This window comes from Providencia vermicola, from assembly GCF_010748935.1.
Lineage (GTDB): Bacteria > Pseudomonadota > Gammaproteobacteria > Enterobacterales > Enterobacteriaceae > Providencia > Providencia zhejiangensis.
The window spans coordinates 3,517,074-3,535,287 of the sequence record NZ_CP048796.1 but is presented as its reverse complement, the minus strand read 5'-3'; the positions used below and the strand labels follow the sequence as shown (position 1 = coordinate 3,535,287).

At 42.8% G+C, this 18,214-nt stretch carries 14 protein-coding genes and 1 riboswitch; of the genes, 9 read left to right on the top strand and 5 right to left on the bottom strand.

Annotated features, from left to right (window positions below):
• The first annotated feature begins 1 nt into the window (after position 1).
• Together glnE and hldE are read left to right on the top strand one after the other, a co-directional pair.
• Positions 2 to 2,863: a bifunctional [glutamate--ammonia ligase]-adenylyl-L-tyrosine phosphorylase/[glutamate--ammonia-ligase] adenylyltransferase gene (gene glnE / locus G3341_RS15940; protein ID WP_154624204.1), complete on the top strand. Its 2,862-nt coding sequence runs from the start codon at positions 2 to 4 to the stop codon at positions 2,861 to 2,863.
• A 71-nt stretch (positions 2,864 to 2,934) separates the two neighbouring features.
• Positions 2,935 to 4,362, top strand: a complete 1,428-nt coding sequence (gene hldE, locus G3341_RS15935; RefSeq protein WP_154624205.1) for a bifunctional D-glycero-beta-D-manno-heptose-7-phosphate kinase/D-glycero-beta-D-manno-heptose 1-phosphate adenylyltransferase HldE — start codon at positions 2,935 to 2,937, stop codon at positions 4,360 to 4,362.
• A gap of 65 nt (positions 4,363 to 4,427) precedes the next feature.
• On the opposite strand, the gene ubiK is transcribed toward hldE, so the two are convergent.
• Positions 4,428 to 4,709 (bottom strand): ubiquinone biosynthesis accessory factor UbiK, encoded by a 282-nt coding sequence (ubiK, locus tag G3341_RS15930; protein ID WP_154624206.1) that lies wholly within the window; start codon positions 4,707 to 4,709, stop codon positions 4,428 to 4,430.
• Positions 4,710 to 5,017: 308 nt separating this feature from the next.
• Positions 5,018 to 5,168, top strand: a riboswitch (FMN riboswitch).
• Between the two features lie 155 nt (positions 5,169 to 5,323).
• On the opposite strand from ubiK, the gene ribB reads away from it, so the two are divergent.
• Both ribB and ygiD read left to right on the top strand, forming a co-directional pair.
• Positions 5,324 to 5,977, top strand: coding sequence for a 3,4-dihydroxy-2-butanone-4-phosphate synthase (gene ribB, locus G3341_RS15925; protein WP_154624207.1), 654 nt, complete (start codon positions 5,324 to 5,326; stop codon positions 5,975 to 5,977).
• A gap of 170 nt (positions 5,978 to 6,147) precedes the next feature.
• Positions 6,148 to 6,936 (top strand): 4,5-DOPA dioxygenase extradiol, encoded by a 789-nt coding sequence (gene ygiD / locus G3341_RS15920; protein WP_154624208.1) that lies wholly within the window; start codon positions 6,148 to 6,150, stop codon positions 6,934 to 6,936.
• A 103-nt stretch (positions 6,937 to 7,039) separates the two neighbouring features.
• Here ygiD and G3341_RS15915 read toward each other — a convergent pair whose 3' ends face one another.
• The 4 genes from G3341_RS15915 to tolC form a co-directional block, all read right to left on the bottom strand.
• Entirely contained in the window at positions 7,040 to 8,200 is a 1,161-nt protein-coding gene (locus tag G3341_RS15915; RefSeq protein WP_163862886.1) for a glutathionylspermidine synthase family protein, read from the bottom strand.
• A 6-nt stretch (positions 8,201 to 8,206) separates the two neighbouring features.
• Positions 8,207 to 8,908, bottom strand: coding sequence for a DUF1190 family protein (locus G3341_RS15910; RefSeq protein ID WP_163862884.1), 702 nt, complete (start codon positions 8,906 to 8,908; stop codon positions 8,207 to 8,209).
• Positions 8,909 to 9,398: 490 nt separating this feature from the next.
• Entirely contained in the window at positions 9,399 to 9,602 is a 204-nt protein-coding gene (locus G3341_RS15905) for a hypothetical protein (protein WP_163862882.1), read from the bottom strand.
• A gap of 300 nt (positions 9,603 to 9,902) precedes the next feature.
• Complete coding sequence (tolC, locus tag G3341_RS15900; protein WP_154623793.1) at positions 9,903 to 11,279, bottom strand: outer membrane channel protein TolC; 1,377 nt, start codon at positions 11,277 to 11,279, stop codon at positions 9,903 to 9,905.
• A 446-nt stretch (positions 11,280 to 11,725) separates the two neighbouring features.
• Here tolC and nudF point away from each other — a divergent pair, with 446 nt between their 5' ends.
• From nudF to parC, 5 genes are all read left to right on the top strand, one after another.
• Positions 11,726 to 12,364, top strand: a complete 639-nt coding sequence (gene nudF / locus G3341_RS15895; protein WP_154623792.1) for an ADP-ribose diphosphatase — start codon at positions 11,726 to 11,728, stop codon at positions 12,362 to 12,364.
• 108 nt (positions 12,365 to 12,472) lie between these two features.
• Entirely contained in the window at positions 12,473 to 13,312 is an 840-nt protein-coding gene (cpdA, locus tag G3341_RS15890; protein ID WP_154623791.1) for a 3',5'-cyclic-AMP phosphodiesterase, read from the top strand.
• A complete protein-coding gene (yqiA, locus tag G3341_RS15885) occupies positions 13,312 to 13,893 on the top strand; it encodes an esterase YqiA (RefSeq protein ID WP_163862880.1) in 582 nt (193 codons plus the stop codon). The genes cpdA and yqiA overlap by 1 nt, the downstream gene beginning before the upstream one ends.
• A 96-nt stretch (positions 13,894 to 13,989) precedes the next feature.
• A complete protein-coding gene (gene parE / locus G3341_RS15880; RefSeq protein ID WP_154623789.1) occupies positions 13,990 to 15,885 on the top strand; it encodes a DNA topoisomerase IV subunit B in 1,896 nt (631 codons plus the stop codon).
• Between the two features lie 39 nt (positions 15,886 to 15,924).
• Positions 15,925 to 18,186, top strand: a complete 2,262-nt coding sequence (parC, locus tag G3341_RS15875) for a DNA topoisomerase IV subunit A (RefSeq protein ID WP_163862878.1) — start codon at positions 15,925 to 15,927, stop codon at positions 18,184 to 18,186.
• Positions 18,187 to 18,214: the final 28 nt, after the last annotated feature.

The following is an 18,214-nucleotide window of genomic DNA, read 5'->3' as shown; positions in this document are numbered from 1 at the left end:
TATGCATCCTTTCCCTGAATTATTACATCGCCAACGTCAACACGTTCTCGCACGTTTAGCGGATCAGCAAAGTGAATTGTTGCCATTGAACGATGAAGAAATGACGGTCTTAAGCTTCAGTGATTTTGTGTTAAAGCAGGTGTTATCCCACTCTCGCTTTTTGCAAAATATCCGTCAATCCGAGCCAAAGCCTGATGAATGGCAACATTACACATCGTGGTTGGCCGAGGATCTTGCATCGGTTGTCGATGAAGAGCATTTGATGCGGGTGTTACGAATATTTCGTCATCAAATGTTAGTCAGGGCTGCTTGGATGCAGACATTAAATGTCAGCACTGAGAATGAAACATTACAACAATTGAGCCAGCTAGCCGAAACGTTGATCGTTGCAGCAAGGGATTGGCTATATCAGCAATATTGTCAATCATGGGGCACGCCTAGCGATAGCGAAGGAAATCCACAGCCATTATTAGTTTTAGGCATGGGAAAACTGGGGGGTGGGGAGCTTAATTTTTCTTCTGATATCGATTTGATTTTTGCTTATCCCGAAAATGGCGTGACCCGTGGGGGACGCAAAGAACTCGATAATGCGCAATTTTTTACCCGTTTAGGACAAAAATTGATCCGCGTACTCGACCAAGTCACTGTTGATGGTTTTGTTTATCGTGTTGATATGCGTTTACGTCCATTCGGCGATAGTGGGCCTTTGGTTTTCAGTTTCTCCGCTTTAGAAGATTACTATCAAGAACAGGGGCGTGATTGGGAACGTTACGCCATGGTCAAAGCCCGTATTATGGGGCCAGATAGCCTACATTATACAGATACTTTGCGTCGGCTACTGCGGCCTTTTGTTTATCGTCGCTATATTGATTTTAGTGTGATTCAATCGCTACGTAATATGAAAAATATGATTGAGCGAGAAGTCAGACGCCGTGGCTTGGTTGATAACATTAAACTTGGCGCAGGCGGTATTCGAGAAATTGAATTTATTACCCAAGTGTTCCAATTAATTCGTGGTGGGCGTGAACCCGCATTGCAGTCTCAATCATTATTATTAGCGATGAAAGGCATCCGTGAGCTTGGGTTGCTTCCTGATGAGCAAGTGGAGCAACTAGAGGATAGCTATTTATTTTTGCGGCGCGTTGAAAACTTATTACAAAGTATTGATGACCAACAGACCCAAACGCTTCCTGATGATGCGCTTAATCAAACGCGTTTGGCGTGGGGAATGGGGTTTGAGTGCTGGAATGATTTCTATCAAGCGCTAATGCAAAGAATGGCGATGGTTCATCATGTTTTTACTGAGCAAATTGGTCAGGATGACGAAGACGATAATCAAGATACGTTCGATGAAATTTATATCACACTGTGGCAAGGCGAGTTGTCTAAAGACGAACTCGCGCCTTATTTGCCTTCTCAAGATGAAGAGATAGCACAGAAAATCATCCATGGCATTTTGATGTTCCGCCATGATCTCAATAAACGCACTATAGGCCCTCGAGGGCGAGACGTCCTTGATGAGTTAATGCCAAAATTGTTGGCAAAAGTTGGGGAAAGGGCAGATGCGGGGCAAGTCATTGAGCGCTTAACACCCTTGCTATTGAGTATTGTTAGTCGAACAACTTACTTAGAGTTGATACTTGAATTTGATGAAGTGCTTACGCATGTTATTCGTTTATGTGCGGCATCTCCGATGATAGCAGAGCAACTTGCTCGCCACCCTTTATTGCTCGATGAATTACTTGATCCTAAATCCCTTTACCAACCATTACCTTTAACCTCATATCGTGATGAATTGCGTCAATATTTAATGCGCGTGCCTGAAGATGATGAAGAGCAACAACTAGAGGCTTTAAGGCAATTTAAGCAAGCGCAATTATTGCGTATCGCAGCGGAAGACATTACGGGTGTTTTGCCTGTTATGAAAGTGAGTGATCACTTAACGTATTTGGCTGAGGCGATTATTGATGCTGTTGTCCGCCAAGCTTGGCAAAAAATGGTCAAACGCTATGGCGAGCCTGCGCACCTAGTCCAAGAAGAAAATAAGCAATATGGTTTCGCAGTATTAGGTTATGGAAAATTGGGGGGATGGGAGCTTGGTTACAGTTCTGATTTAGATTTAGTGTTTTTATTTGATTGTCCTATGGGCGTTGTGACGAACGGCGACCGTTCTATCGATGCCAGACAATTTTATTTGCGTGTCGCCCAACGCATTATCCATTTGTTTAGCACTCGTACTGCCTCAGGAGTGCTGTATGAAGTGGATGCACGTTTAAGGCCATCAGGTGAGTCAGGCATGTTAGTCAGCACTATTGAAGCTTTTGATGATTATCAAAAAAATGAAGCTTGGACATGGGAGCATCAAGCTTTAATTCGTGCTCGAATGGTTTTTGGTGATGCCAAACTGCAACAAGAATTTCATCGAATTCGTCATGAAACCTTATGTATGCCACAAGAGGCAGAAACGTTGCGTCAACAAGTACGTGATATGCGGCTAAAAATGCATCAGCATTTAGGGAGTCATCAACAGGATCAGTTTGATTTAAAAGCCGATCCCGGTGGAATTACCGATATTGAATTTATCGCACAATATCTCGTTTTACGCTATGCATCTGAGAATCCCACATTAACGCGTTGGTCGGATAATGTCCGTATTTTTGAGTTGATGGTACAAAATCATTTAATGGCCGCGGATGAAGCGAATGCCCTCACTCAAGCCTATGTCACCATGCGTGATGAACTGCATCATCTTGCTTTACAGTCGTTGCCTAGCCGTGTTGATATCAGCCGGTTTGTTGCTGAACGGGAACAGGTGCTAGCAAGTTGGGCAAAATGGTTGGGGGTAGGTGAACAGCGTGATTAACGCGAACTATTGCTTTGTGATAATATCGCATTAATTAATGATAGCTTCCTTTTGAAAACTGGAGTTTTGGGATGAAAGTGATACTCCCTGATTATAAACAAGCAGGCGTACTTGTTGTTGGTGATGTCATGCTAGATCGTTATTGGCATGGTCCAGCAAGTCGTATTTCACCAGAAGCACCGGTTCCGGTGGTTAAAGTCAACATGGTTGAAGAGCGTCCTGGTGGTGCTGCAAACGTTGCAATGAATATTGCTTCATTAGGGGCGCAATCTTATCTTGTCGGCTTAACGGGTGTCGATGATGCGGCTAAAGCCCTAACTGACAGCTTGCATGCCGTTAAAGTACGTTGTGACTTTGTGCCTATCCCAACACATCCCACGATCACAAAATTACGCGTTTTATCACGTAATCAACAATTGCTACGCCTTGATTTTGAGGAAGGCTTTGAAAATGTTGATGTACAACCAATGCTGGAACGCATTGAGCAAGCCTTACCTAATATCGGAGCGTTAGTGCTCTCTGATTATGCGAAAGGAGCGCTCTCTCAAGTACAGAAAATGATCGCGTTGGCAAATAATGCGGGTGTTCCTGTGCTGATCGACCCGAAAGGAAACGATTTTGAACGCTATCGTGGTGCAACGCTGTTGACACCAAATATGTCTGAATTTGAAGCGATCGTCGGTCGCTGTCGTGATAATCAAGATGTTGAAGAGAAGGGAATGCATCTTTTGCAATCTCTTGATTTAACTGCATTATTGATCACGCGCTCTGAGCAAGGCATGAGTCTGATCCGCCGTAATGAACCCCCATTACATTTACCGACCGAGGCGCAAGAAGTTTACGATGTGACAGGAGCTGGGGATACTGTTATTGGTGTATTAGCCGCATCTATCGCGTCAGGTCGTCCATTACATGAAGCTTGTGCATTAGCGAATGCCGCTGCTGGCGTGGTGGTCGGCAAATTGGGAACTTCGACTGTCTCGCCAATCGAACTTGAAAATGCAATCCGCGGACGTGCTGATAATGGTTTTGGCGTTATGGATGAAAACCAATTAAAACAGGCCGTAGCAAATGCGAGGCAGCGTGGCGAACGTGTTGTGATGACCAATGGCTGCTTTGATATTTTGCATGCAGGGCACGTATCTTATCTCGCAAATGCGCGTAAGCTTGGCGATAGGCTTATAGTGGCCGTTAACAGTGATGCATCGACACGTCGTTTAAAAGGGGAAACTCGTCCGGTTAATCCATTGGAACAACGTATGATCGTGCTCGGCGCGCTAGAGTCGGTTGATTGGGTGGTTCCTTTTGAAGAGGACACACCACAACGCTTAATCAGTGAAGTTCTTCCTGATGTACTGGTTAAAGGTGGCGATTATCGTCCAGAAGAGATTGCAGGGAGTGAAGAAGTTTGGGCTGCGGGTGGTGAAGTTAAAGTCCTGAATTTTGAAGATGGTATTTCGACCACTAATATCATTAAAAATATAATGAAAAGTAGCTAAGACCCCTTAAATATCCATGAGATAAGGCCTGTGATAGGAAAATTCACAGGTCTTACAGAAAATGATTAATGTTCTGACGGTTTCTCTTCAAGCGCTTTTGTATCGTTAAAACGTTCTTCTAACGCTTTTACACGCTGTTCCATTTGCGCTAATTTTTCGCGAGTACGCAGCAACACTTGAGTTTGAATATCAAACTCTTCACGGCTAACCAGATCAAGTTTGCCAAGCTGTGATTGCAGCAGTGAGCGTAGTTTCTTATCAAAGTCTTCACCCAGATCACGGACACCTTTTGGTAAAGCGCCTTGAATTTGACGGGCTACTTGTTCAATTTTTTTCGGATCGAGCATTCGCGGGTCCTTAAGTTTTAAAAGATCAATTTGCCGATAGTGTAATACTAGAATGCTTTGTAATAAAGCCCATATACCTACCGAACATGAAGTTAGGCTAACGATATCGCAAGTTAAGCTAACCCTTGATACCTTTTCGTTTCTGTATTCACTCATTTTAACAAGTTCATGCCCAATTTGTTATTAAGCATTGAGCTATCTTGTTAGCGCCTTATTTTTTATTGATTTTTTTGACTTAAAATGTGAGTTGAATGCCAAATTTAGGCTTGCCCGTTGCACGTTATAATTATTGGCGCTATATTGGGGACGCTTATCTCAGGGCGGGGTGGAAGTCCCCACCGGCGGTAACATGCTTATGCATGAAGCCCGCGAGCGCTTTATCATCGATGAGGGTAAAGGTCAGCAGATCCAGTGTGAATCTGGAGCCGACGGTTATAGTCCGGATGGGAGAGAATAACGGTATTAGCATCATTGTGCTGTTAGGCACTGTATTGCTTTTCATATCTGAATATGCAGAAAGCACGTTTACGGCTATTGTGTTTATTCAGTTCTCGTACTCCTAAGACTGCCCTGATTCTGGTAACTAATAAATTATCACTTAAGAGGTTTTTACCATGAATCAGACGCTACTTTCCGAATTCGGTAATCCAATCGAACGTGTTGAACGTGCTATTGAAGCATTGCGCCAAGGTCAAGGCGTACTCGTACTTGACGATGAAGATCGTGAAAACGAAGGTGACCTTGTTTTTGCTGCTGAGACGATGACACCAGAACAAATGGCAATGACAATCCGTTATAGCAGCGGCATTGTTTGTCTATGCATTACTGAAGAACGTCGTAAGCAGCTTGAATTACCAATGATGGTTCAAAATAATACGAGCCAAAATAACACCGCTTTTACGGTTACGATTGAAGCCGCAAAAGGAGTCACGACAGGGGTTTCAGCCGCCGATCGTATTACCACTATTCGTGCCGCTATCGCTGACAATGCAGTGCCTGCGGATCTTCACCACCCAGGTCACGTATTTCCATTACGTGGTCGTGATGGCGGTGTTCTCGTACGTCGTGGTCATACCGAAGCAAGTATCGACCTTGCAACATTAGCCGGCTTTAAACCTGCGGGCGTATTGTGTGAATTGACGAATGATGATGGCACGATGGCGCGCGCTCCAGAAGTTGTCGCTTTCGCAAGAGAGCACAACCTGACGGTATTGACCATTGAAGATTTAGTTGCATATCGCTTACAAGCCGAAAAGAAAGCAAGCTAAATCAGATAACATACAGAAACGTTTAGCCTATAAGATGAAAGCCACAAAGTTGCACACCTTTGTGGCTTTTTCAATTTATTTGATGAAGATAGTCAAGCCTACCTTACTGTCATTCACCCTAAAACTGAGTATTCTGGCAATAGAATTCGTAAGATGGAGCATGAAATATCATGTCAACGAACAGAATGCCAGCTCTTTTCATTGGTCATGGCAGCCCAATGAATGCCGTGTCAGATAATCCTTATACTCAGGCATGGGAAGCTCTCGGTCGCTCTTTACCTAAACCTAAAGCGATATTGATGGTATCGGCGCACTGGTATACTCGCGGAACTGCTGTCACTGCGATGGCTCAACCAAAAACAATACATGATTTTGGCGGTTTTCCTGAGGCGTTATACCAAGTGCAATACTCTGCCTCCGGCTCCCCTGAACTCGCACAACAAATTGCAAATTTATTAGCCCCATTACCCGTTTATTTAGATAACCATGAATGGGGGTTAGACCATGGTACATGGGAGATCCTTGTTCGTATGTATCCTCAGGCAGATATCCCTGTTGTACAACTCAGTATAGATGGCACAAAACCTGCCACTTGGCACTTAGAAATAGGGCGTAAATTGGCTTTATTAAGGGAGCAGGGCGTGATGATTATGGGCAGCGGAAATGTGGTACATAATCTACGTGAAATGGATTGGCAAAATGCAGCGGCTAAGCCTTATCCTTGGGCGCGTACATTTGAACAATTTGTGATTGAGCACTTAGGAAGCAAGCAGTCACCTCATCCTTTAACACAGGCTCTTGAAAGAGAAGATGGTCAGCGTTCAAATCCATCACCTGAACATTTTTTACCTTTGCTGTATGTTATTGGTTGCTGGGATGGTAAAGAACCGATATCAACACCGACAGAAGGCATTGTATCTGGTTCATTGAGTATGCTATCGGTGCAGATAGGCGAATAAAATGGATAATCGTTATTTTATTCTGGTTGCGAGATAAATAATTATTGCGTGTTTTATCGTGGCCATGAAAGTCAACGGCATGCATTCACATGCCGTTGATGAATCAATCAATGATAACGTGAGGATAGAAACGAGAAAGATCTTGAGTGATTAGCTCTTTATCTTCACGAATACAAATCCCAGCAGGTTGATCATTAACCAGCCAACTCCCCACTAAGGTATAGTTACCTTCAAATTGTGGTAATGGATGGAATTGTTGGATGATCATTCCTTCCTCGCCATAGGGGCCATCCGCTGATGCGATTTCTTTACCGTTTTCAATAACACGGATATTCGCACCTTCGCGAGAGAATAATGGTTTTACCACATAGCTTTCTAATGCTGGCTGATTACCATCGGCAAAGTAGGCAGGTAGTAAATTAGGATGATCAGGGAACATCTCCCATAACATAGGCAATAATGCTTTATTGGAAATAATGCTTTTCCATGCAGGTTCTAACCAACGTACACCAGCATCTTCCAATTTGGTTGAGAACATCTCTCTAAGCATAAATTCCCATGGATACAGTTTGAACAGATTACTAATGATCTGATCTTGTGTATCCGTAAATTCACCGCGTTCACCTAAACCGATTTCATCCATATAGAGAAATTCAGTTGCCACACCAGCTTCATGAGCACAGTCTTGTAGGTACTGCACGGTACCGCGATCTTCTTCGGTATCACGGCAGCACGCCATATGTAACAGGCGGAAACCATGTTGATCTTTAAGCTGGGTGAAGCGTTCGATCAATTGTTCTTGAATGCTATTAAACTGATCAGCACCTTCAGGTAAGTTACCTGCCTCTAATTGATCTTCTAGCCAAATCCATTGGAAAAATGCCGACTCGTATAATGAAGTTGGAGTATCAGCATTATTTTCCAGCAGTTTAGGTGGGTTAACACCATCGTAAGCTAGGTCAAGACGCGAATAGAGAGAGGGTTGGCTCGTTTTCCATGAATGGCGTACGAAGCCCCAGCAATGTTTTGGAATTTGAAAACGGGTGAGTAACTCGTCGCTTTCAATAACACGCTCAACCACCTTCAAACACATTTGGTGTAGTTCAGCCGTCGCTTCTTCAATTTCGTCAATCTGCGCCATTGAAAATTGGTAATAAGCATCTTCAGACCAGTATGGTTCGCCATACATAGTGTGAAAACCAAAACCAAATTCAGCTGCTTTTTCGCGCCAATCAGGGCGCTCAATAATTGGAACTCGTTTCATTACTTATCAACCACCCATTGAACGGGAAGATGAAGAAGATTTAGAAGACGACGACTTCTGAGCCATTGCTTGTTTATTTACTGTATCGCCAAATCCACCACGCGTGATAGTTGATGTGGTTGGTGGCTTAGGTGCCATTGCGGTTTTTGGTACGCTGATCGAACGGCCACCGGCAACCGCTGGGCCATAGCTTTTACCTGTCGCGTCAACAAATTTTCCGTTTGCTGGGCTAGCTGGGTTTTTAGAACTGAATAATGGTTGAGAAGGTGCACCTCCGCCCATCATACGGCCCATCATATAACCCATCATAAGAGGCATCCACATGCTACCTGAGCTGCTTTGTGCTTGAGCGGTTTGTTCCCCATTCCCTGTGTTCGTGGATGAAAAACTTGCTTGTGCTGGTGCTTGGGTACACATAGCTTCACCAAATTCAGCAATACAATCTTCTTGAGTCGCATACTTAGGGGCGGTCTTCGCTGCTTCTTGTAATGCATTGTTATAGGCTAGTGTGCATTGCTCCGCCTGAGAAGGGTTAGCTTGGCTACAATCTTGTGCGTTAGTATACAAAGAAACAGTTTCATCACTTTCTTCACAAGCAGAAAGCATAAATACAGCACTGACAGCGATAGCAACAGGTGCTAAACGATATGAACGCCAAGACTTACGAAATGCGTCTTGATTGATATTCTTGGTACGCTTCATGGTCATGGTAATTACCCTGAATTAAGAGTGAGTAAGATGTGAGTTTTGTTAACACTAGGATAGGGGAAATACGCTGAAAATTAAAGCAGAAATACCAATGAAATGAGATTTAATAATAAATTTTGCAAATTCATGGGGACAAGTAATACGTAACACGAGAATTTTCTGAAAAAACAGCGTTATTTTTGTTGAATTTCAATAAATTGTATTTTATTTATTTGTTGATGTATCACCTAATATTTATTATCGATATTCATGATTTCTGGCTAAGAAAGGTATAATAAGGCGATGTTAGATACATTTATAGGATAAAGAGAATATTTATATTAGTTTCTATGGTGACGATATGCTGTTGTAGGTTTTTTTGAGCCTTGAAAGTGTAGGTTTAAGTGATTGTTACCACAAAATCGAAGGGGCTTTATGGGGGAAAGATGGCTAGCTTGCGACATAATGGGTGACTTACATACATAAGTGCACCCATTCATGTGAAAACGGACTATGGTCTTGGAGGTGTTTTCGCTTTAATTTTTTTCGGTGCTTTTTTCTTTTTCGGTGGCGGTATTGGTTTTTTGTTTTTATGTATTTTCATTGGTGATGCAGCCGCTTTTACCTCAGGATGGTGAGGCTGTGGTGCTGCTTGTACATTCACTGTTGGTAATATAAGTGTTGTGCATAAAGTAAGAAGAATAACTCTCTTCATAATATTTCCATCTGTTATCTCTTTATTCAGAAGCCAGCGTTATATCACTCTCTTATTTTTGATAAAAATGGCTTTGCACTCACTGACATAAACTCCATAATTTATACTTATTTCTTGTTTAATATATTGATTTTATTTATAAAACTATTCGCATAAGATTTATGAATAACCTTATTATTATGAGGTATTAAATAATAAAAAATAAATTAATAGCGTTGTTAGAGGTAAAAATGAGAAAGGAAGTTAGGCGAGAAATAATAAATCTGAGGGGGTCAGTTGATTGACCCCCTTTGCAACACATTACTTAATTTGTGGTGCTTCGATATTACGAATGATGCTGCTGGATGAGGTTGAAACCTCTTTTCCTAGGCTTGCATTCAAGCGAGCAATATCTTCTTCATTCAGTGTGCCACGTGCAAACTCAATGTTTAATTGATTAATCATATAATCATAACGTGCATTAGACAGGTTTTGTTTAGCCTGATAGAGGGCAGTCGTCGCGGTTAACACGTCAACGATAGTACGAGTTCCCACTTGGTAGCCAGCTTCCATCGCATCTAATGAACTTTGCGCCGAAACGACGACTTGTTTATATGCATTGATACTACTAATAGAAGATGACACGTTATTGTAAGAAGAACGGACTAACTGAATCACGTTACGATACACACTTTCAAGTTGTTCACTCGCACCTTGGAAACCATATTGTGCTTGTTCTACTTGTGAACTTACCGCACCCCCACTATATAATGGTAGGCTTAATGTCAGGCCGATCGAGTTTTGTCCTGTGTAGCTATTACGGTCAAGACCTGTGTAATTACTACCATGGTTATGGGTATTTGCCACACTGGTCGCCGCATCAAGATTAACGGTTGGCATATGGCCAGTTTCCGCTAAACGAATGTTCTCACGCGAAACGTCTTGCGCTAAGCGAGCACTTAGAAGGCTGAGGTTACGCTCTTCCGCTTCTTTTAGGATCGCTTCAACTTGATCTGGGTTTACCGTTTTGAAGCGGTCGATATTCAGTGATGCTAGCTGGTTATAATAGACGCCGCTGACTTGACGAAGTTTTTCAACCGCATTTTCTAAGTCATTACGACCAGCAACTTCTTGTGCTAATACGCTGTCATAGTTAGCACGGGCGTTTTGTACGTCAGTGATAGCAACTAAGCCAACATTAAAACGTTGAGTCGTTTGGTCTAATTGGCGGTAAACAGCTTCTTTATTTGCTTCAATATAGGATAAGGCATCAATCGCCTTTAATACGTTGAAATAAGCGGTCGCAGTATCCAAAATCAGCTGTTGTTGATTGGTTTGATACGTCACATCAGAGATACCAGCCGTTTTTTCTTGCACACTGAGTTGGCGCCATTTTGACATATCAAAGACGACTTGAGTCAGTTTTAAAGAGGCATTTAAACCATTACTTTCAGTGTCTCTCGCATCTCGATAACCACTTCCATAAGTCATACCAGCACCTAAGCCTAATTGTGGTAACAATGGGCTACGAGCTTCATTAATCTTTTCGAAAGCTTGGTTGCGTTCTGCTAATGATTTTCTCAAATCAGGGTTGCTTTCTTTCGATTTTTGGTAAACCTGAAGTAGATCTTCTGCGTAGCTATTCGTACTGAGACCCACAAAACTCAATGCAATAAAAAGGGGAAGCAGTTTCTTCATTTGGATTCCTTGATTAAACAGCAAATAGGTGGAGTCTGTTACCTATATGCTCACCATACTTCAAGTTGCCGCGTTGTTGGCGACGCTCACTTGCGTGAGTCACATACCTCAGTATGCTTCTAGCGACTCGCTGACTTGTCGCCTAGCAGCATCTTGAATGATTTAGAGCATAGCCCATCTGAGATTAAGACGGATAAATAGGGCGATCACCGTAAACTAAATCATCAGCACTATAAACAAAATATTAAAACAGACTCTGTTGTTGCCCATAAATTTAAATAATGGTGCTTATTGTAGCAGAGTATCGCTTGTCTTAACGGTAGCGTTTTGTGCCATTTTGTCTCAATTTATTTAAACATTAACTCAAATAAGGAGAAAAAGCCCTAAAAACTATTTTATTCCATCATTTTTCCTTAATATGGAAATGAGCAGCTTAGGAGATTGTTATGACAAATCGTGTAGAACAGCCAATTAAATACAATAAAAATGATGTTGAAATTATATCTAAGCGTAAATTATTTAATGGTTTTTTTCAAATGGTCGAATATCGTTTTCGTCATCGGTTATTTGAGGGGGGATGGAGCCCAGAAATTACCCGTGAGGTTTTTGAAAGAGGGCATGCTGGCGTCATTCTCCCTTACGACCCAAAGGCAGATAAAGTTGTACTCATTGAACAAATTCGCTTACCTGCAATTGAAACCAGTGAAACACCTTGGCTACTCGAAGCCGTTGCCGGCATGATCGAACCCAATGAAACCGTTGAAAATGTGATCCGTAGAGAGGCAGATGAAGAAGCGGGGCTTGCCATCGGTCGTACTGAAAAAGCGTTAAGTTATTTATCTAGCCCAGGTGGTACTTCTGAACGCATGTATGTTTATGTGGGGGAGGTTGATAGCTCTCAAGCCTCTGGAATTCATGGCTTACAGTCAGAAAATGAGGATATCCGTGTTCATGTGGTGAGCCGTGAGCAAGCCTATCAGTGGGTTGAGGATGGTGTAATTGATAATGCGGCAACGGTTATTGTCATTCAGTGGTTACAGCTCAATTATGAAAAATTGCAACAAAAGTGGGTGAAACTGTCTTAAATAACCATTAATCTAATGAAATGTGTGCTATTTAGCAGATATTAACCTTACGTTAACGCTAGAATAGCAAAACAACAGTGACATTTTTTATGGGAACAAGGAAAACTTTTGGACAGCCAGCTCGAAGTGACTGCTCGTAATTCGAAGGTAGTCAGGATTTTACAAGTTACTGATACGCATCTCTTTGCTGATACAGCGAATACCTTATTGGGAATTAACACGCACCAGAGCTATCATGCCGTCCTTGATGCTATTTTAGAACAAAATCAGCCTATCGACCTGATTGTGGCTACGGGAGATTTGGTTCAAGACCAATCACCGGAAGCCTATCAGCACTTTGCAGATGGCATTGAGCTGATACCCGCCCCTTGTGTTTGGTTACCAGGTAACCATGACTATCAGCCGGCTATGGTTCGTTCTTTAAAGCTCGCCGGTATTTCCAGCGCGAAAGAAATATTGATTGGCGATGACTGGCAAATTTTGATGCTGGATAGCCAGTTACAAGATGTCCCGCACGGTGAATTATCTGAACAGCAACTTGATTGGATGAAAGCGTGTTTGGATAAACAGCCACAGCGCACCACGCTTATCATGCTGCATCACCATCCATTGCCTTCAGGCTGTACTTGGTTGGACCAACACAGTCTACGCAATTCGCATATTCTTGCTGAATATTTAAAAGGATACCCACAAGTGAAAGTGATGCTTTGCGGTCATATTCATCAAGAAATGGATGAGAATTGGCATGGTATTCGTTTACTTGCTACCCCTTCAACTTGCGTACAGTTTAAGCCTCATTGTACAAACTTTGCCTTAGATACTGTCGCTCCGGGATGGCGTTATCTTGAACTAACGGTTGATGAAAAAGGTCATAGGCATATTAGTACTCAAGTACATCGTCTAAATACACAAAAATTTAGTCCTGATTTTGATTCGGACGGTTACTAATGTCGACACTTCTTTATATCCACGGGTTTAATAGCTCACCTCAATCAGTGAAAGCCAATGGTCTAAAACAGTGGGTTAATGAGCACTATCCGCATATTAAGATGATTGTGCCGCAGTTGCCTAATTATCCGCAGCAAGCGGCGTCGATGTTAGAAGAGATTGTATTACAGCATAAAGATGACCCAATGGGGCTAGTGGGGTCCTCATTGGGCGGCTACTTTTCTATTTGGTTTTCGCAACGTTTTAATTTGCCTGCTGTTGTGGTCAACCCAGCAGTTCGTCCTTTTGATTTACTGCAAGACTATCTTGGTGAAAATATCAATCCTTATACCCATGAGCGTTATTTTCTTGAACCTAAACATATGCATGAGCTTAAAGCATTGCATCTGCCTCAGGTCGAAAAACCGGATTTAATTTGGTTGTTACAACAAATGGGTGATGAAGTGCTTGATTATCGTCAAGCGGTTTCCTATCTTGAAAAATGCAAACAAACTGTTGAACCACAAGGCAATCATGCATTTGTTGGCTTTGATACTTACTTTCCTCAGATCATTCGTTTTCTGAGATTGGCAGAGAAATAATGCCAAAACGTATGTACACTGTTATTATCAACAGTAAATCACTGATTGAGCGATTTGAATCGTTCAATTAATCACCTATTACCGCAGAATGACAACATGACTCAATCTAGTTATAACGCAGAGGCCATTGAAGTCCTCAGTGGTTTGGAACCTGTTCGTCGTCGCCCTGGGATGTATACAGACACCAGTCGACCGAACCATTTAGCACAAGAAGTAATTGATAACAGTGTCGATGAAGCACTGGCAGGGCATGCAGGACATATTGAGGTTATTCTATATCCTGACCAGTCACTTGAAGTGATTGATGATGGGCGAGGAATGCCCGTTGATATTCATCCTGAGATGAATGTCTCTGCTGTTGAGCTTATTCTTGGACAATTACATGCTGGTGGTAAATTTTCCAATAAAAACTATCAATTCTCAGGTGGCTTGCACGGTGTAGGTATTTCCGTTGTTAATGCTTTGTCTAAACGTATTGAAGTGACAGTGCGCCGTGATGGTCAAATTTATCAAATAGCTTTTGAGAATGGTGAAAAGGTTGAAGAATTACAGGTCATTGGAACGTGTGGCAAACGTAACACTGGAACCAGCGTACACTTTTGGCCTGATGAAAGTTATTTCGATAATCCACGTTTCTCCGTTTCTCGGTTAGCTCATAACTTAAAAGCAAAAGCCGTTTTATGTCCTGGCGTGAAGATCACGTTTAAGGATCAGCTTAATAATACGGAGCAAAGCTGGTGCTACAGTGATGGGTTAACGGATTACTTAATGGAGGCAGTAAACGGCTTAGAGCTGTTACCTCCTCAGCCGTTTACAGGGGAGTTTTCTGGGGAAACTGAGGCCGCTGAGTGGGCTCTTCTTTGGTTACCTGAAGGGGGAGAATTACTCACCGAGAGCTATGTTAACCTTATACCTACTGCGCAGGGCGGTACCCATGTCAATGGCTTGCGCCAAGGCTTGCTCGATGCCATGCGTGAATTCTGTGAATTCCGTAATATTTTACCGCGTGGTGTAAAACTTTCGGCTGATGATATTTGGGAACGCTGTGCTTATGTGCTCTCTGTTAAGATGCAAGACCCACAATTTGCAGGGCAAACGAAAGAACGTCTGTCTTCTCGCCAATGTTCCGCTTTTGTTTCAGGCGTAGTAAAAGATGCCTTTAGCTTGTGGCTAAACCAAAACGTTCAGGTAGCGGAACAGCTAGCGGAAATGGCAATTGCCAGTGCTCAGCGCCGTATGCGCGCCGCCAAGAAAGTGGTTCGTAAAAAATTAACCAGTGGGCCTGCTCTACCGGGGAAATTGGCTGATTGTAGTTCTCAAGATTTAAGTATGACAGAATTGTTTTTGGTCGAAGGGGACTCTGCGGGCGGATCTGCAAAACAAGCTCGTGACCGTGAATACCAAGCCATCATGCCGCTACGAGGGAAAATCCTGAATACATGGGAAGTCTCCTCTGACGAAGTGCTGGCGTCTCAGGAAGTCCATGATATTTCTGTCGCCATCGGTATTGATCCTGATAGTGAAGATTTAAGCCAATTGCGTTACGGAAAAATTTGTATTTTGGCGGATGCTGACTCCGATGGGTTACATATTGCGACACTTTTATGTGCGTTGTTTGTACGCCATTTCCCGACATTGGTCAAAGCCGGTCATGTGTACATGGCTATGCCGCCATTGTATCGGATCGATTTGGGCAAAGAGACTTTTTACGCATTAGATGAAAGCGAAAAAAATGCGGTACTTGATAGGCTTAGCCGTAAAAGAGGCAAACCGAATGTCCAACGCTTTAAAGGATTAGGGGAAATGAACCCAATTCAATTGCGTGAAACGACGTTAGATCCGAATACACGACGTCTTGTCCAGTTGACTATAGATGATGAAAACTACAAAGAAACATTGGCCGTTATGGATATGCTGTTAGCGAAAAAACGCTCAGAAGATCGCCGTAATTGGTTACAAGAAAAAGGCGATATGGCTGAAATTGAAGTTTAACATTCATCACGCTATCAAAAAGAGTAAGGAAAGTATCGAATGAGTGAAATTACTCATGACGGCGTAGAGCGTTTACCCCTCCACGCGTTTACTGAGAACGCCTATCTGAATTATTCGATGTACGTCATCATGGATAGGGCGTTACCGTTTATTGGGGATGGGCTAAAGCCTGTTCAGCGTCGTATTGTTTATGCCATGTCCGAATTAGGGCTAAACAATACAGCTAAATATAAGAAGTCGGCTAGGACGGTGGGTGATGTATTAGGTAAATATCACCCTCATGGTGATATTGCCTGTTATGAAGCGATGGTATTAATGGCTCAGCCATTCTCTTATCGTTATCCATTGGTCGACGGGCAAGGGAACTGGGGGGCACCCGATGATCCTAAATCCTTTGCCGCGATGCGTTATACCGAGTCACGCCTATCAAAATATGCAGAAGTGCTACTCAGTGAGCTTGCTCATGGCACGGTGGATTGGGTTCCGAACTTTGATGGCACCTTAAATGAACCGAAAATGCTGCCGGCACGTTTACCGAATATTTTACTTAACGGTACAACGGGTATTGCCGTCGGGATGGCGACGGATATCCCTCCTCACAATGCGCGCGAGGTGGCTCAAGCGCTGGTGGCATTGCTGGAGAGTAAATCCGCGTTGTCACTTGATGACATCATGACTTATGTGCCAGGTCCTGACTTCCCAACTGAAGCGGAAATTATCTCATCTAAGGATGATATTCGTAAGATCTATCAAAATGGTCGCGGCTCAGTTCGTATGCGTGCAGTGTGGGAAAAAGAAGACGGTAATGCTGTTATTACCGCGCTGCCTCATCAGGTTTCTGGCGCTAAAGTGCTTGAGCAGATAGCGAGCCAAATGCGCGCTAAAAAATTACCAATGGTTGAGGATTTGCGTGATGAATCGGATCACGAAAATCCAACACGTTTGGTTATTGTGCCACGAAGTAATCGTGTTGACCTTGAGCAAGTGATGACTCACTTATTCGCGACGACAGATCTAGAAAAAAGTTATCGCGTTAACCTCAACATGATTGGTCTTGATAATCGTCCCGCAGTCAAAGGTCTCGTTGAGATACTCAATGAGTGGATTGTTTATCGCCGTCAAACAGTACGAAATCGTCTTAACCATCGTTTAGATAAGGTTCTGAAACGATTGCATATTTTAGATGGCTTATTAATCGCTTATCTGAATATTGATGAAGTGATTGAGATCATCCGTAACGAAGATGAGCCGAAAGCAGTATTGATGTCGCGCTTTAATATTACTGAGACACAAGCTGAAGCCATCCTAGAGTTAAAATTACGTCACTTAGCAAAACTCGAAGAGATGAAAATTCGCGGTGAGCAAGACGAATTAGCGAAAGAACGTGATGAGTTACAAGGGATCTTAGAGTCTGAGCGTAAACTGAATAACGTCATTAAAAAAGAAATTCAGGCTGATGCTAAGACTTATGGTGATGAGCGTCGTTCTCCATTACAGGAGCGCGAAGAAGCAAAAGCGCTGAGTGAACATGAAATTCTACCTTCAGAGCCAATTACCGTTGTGTTATCTGAAATGGGATGGGTACGAAGTGCCAAAGGGCATGATATCGAGCCTTCTAATCTCAATTATAAGGCCGGTGATAGTTTTAAAGGTGCAGCACGAGGTAAAAGTAACCAGCCGGTTGTTTTCCTAGATACGACAGGGCGCAGTTATTCCGTTGATCCATTAGAGTTACCTTCTGCTCGTAGTCAGGGAGAGCCACTCACAGGACGCTTGACGTTACCACCGGGGGCAACAGTTGAGCATGTATTGATGGCTCAAGATGAGCAAAAATACTTGATGGCATCGGATGCGGGTTACGGGTTCATTTGCACATTCAATGATCTGGTCACTAAAAATAAAACTGGAAAAGCGCTAATCAATTTACCCGATAATGCTAAAATTCTTTCCCCTATTGAGGTGAATAATGAGCAGGAAGATATGTTGCTCGCCATTACTAAGGCTGGCCGCATGTTAATGTTCCCTGTATCTGATTTACCGCAATTATCAAAAGGGAAAGGGAATAAAATTATTAACATTACAGGCGCTCAAGCCGCAAGCGGTGAAGATCTGCTTGTTTGGCTACTCATCTTGCCTGCTCAAGCTTCAATTACGCTTTATTTTGGCAAACGGAAATTGAGACTTAAGGCGGAAGAGTTACAAAAATATCGCGCAGAGCGTGGACGCAAAGGAACATCATTGCCACGAGGCTTGCACAATATTGAGCGAATTGAAGTTGAGTCTGCCAATACAGACCAATAATCATTTTATATTATTATAAGGCGGAATT

Coding starts and splice junctions, on each gene's coding strand:
- tolC (WP_154623793.1), bottom strand. CDS start 11,279: ATGAAGAAACTGCTTCCCCTTTTTATTGCATTGAGTTTTGTGGGTCTC.
- ribB (WP_154624207.1), top strand. CDS start 5,324: ATGAATCAGACGCTACTTTCCGAATTCGGTAATCCAATCGAACGTGTT.
- G3341_RS15915 (WP_163862886.1), bottom strand. CDS start 8,200: ATGAAACGAGTTCCAATTATTGAGCGCCCTGATTGGCGCGAAAAAGCA.
- nudF (WP_154623792.1), top strand. CDS start 11,726: ATGACAAATCGTGTAGAACAGCCAATTAAATACAATAAAAATGATGTT.
- hldE (WP_154624205.1), top strand. CDS start 2,935: ATGAAAGTGATACTCCCTGATTATAAACAAGCAGGCGTACTTGTTGTT.
- G3341_RS15910 (WP_163862884.1), bottom strand. CDS start 8,908: ATGACCATGAAGCGTACCAAGAATATCAATCAAGACGCATTTCGTAAG.
- ubiK (WP_154624206.1), bottom strand. CDS start 4,709: ATGCTCGATCCGAAAAAAATTGAACAAGTAGCCCGTCAAATTCAAGGC.
- G3341_RS15905 (WP_163862882.1), bottom strand. CDS start 9,602: ATGAAGAGAGTTATTCTTCTTACTTTATGCACAACACTTATATTACCA.
- parE (WP_154623789.1), top strand. CDS start 13,990: ATGACTCAATCTAGTTATAACGCAGAGGCCATTGAAGTCCTCAGTGGT.
- parC (WP_163862878.1), top strand. CDS start 15,925: ATGAGTGAAATTACTCATGACGGCGTAGAGCGTTTACCCCTCCACGCG.
- yqiA (WP_163862880.1), top strand. CDS start 13,312: ATGTCGACACTTCTTTATATCCACGGGTTTAATAGCTCACCTCAATCA.
- ygiD (WP_154624208.1), top strand. CDS start 6,148: ATGTCAACGAACAGAATGCCAGCTCTTTTCATTGGTCATGGCAGCCCA.
- glnE (WP_154624204.1), top strand. CDS start 2: ATGCATCCTTTCCCTGAATTATTACATCGCCAACGTCAACACGTTCTC.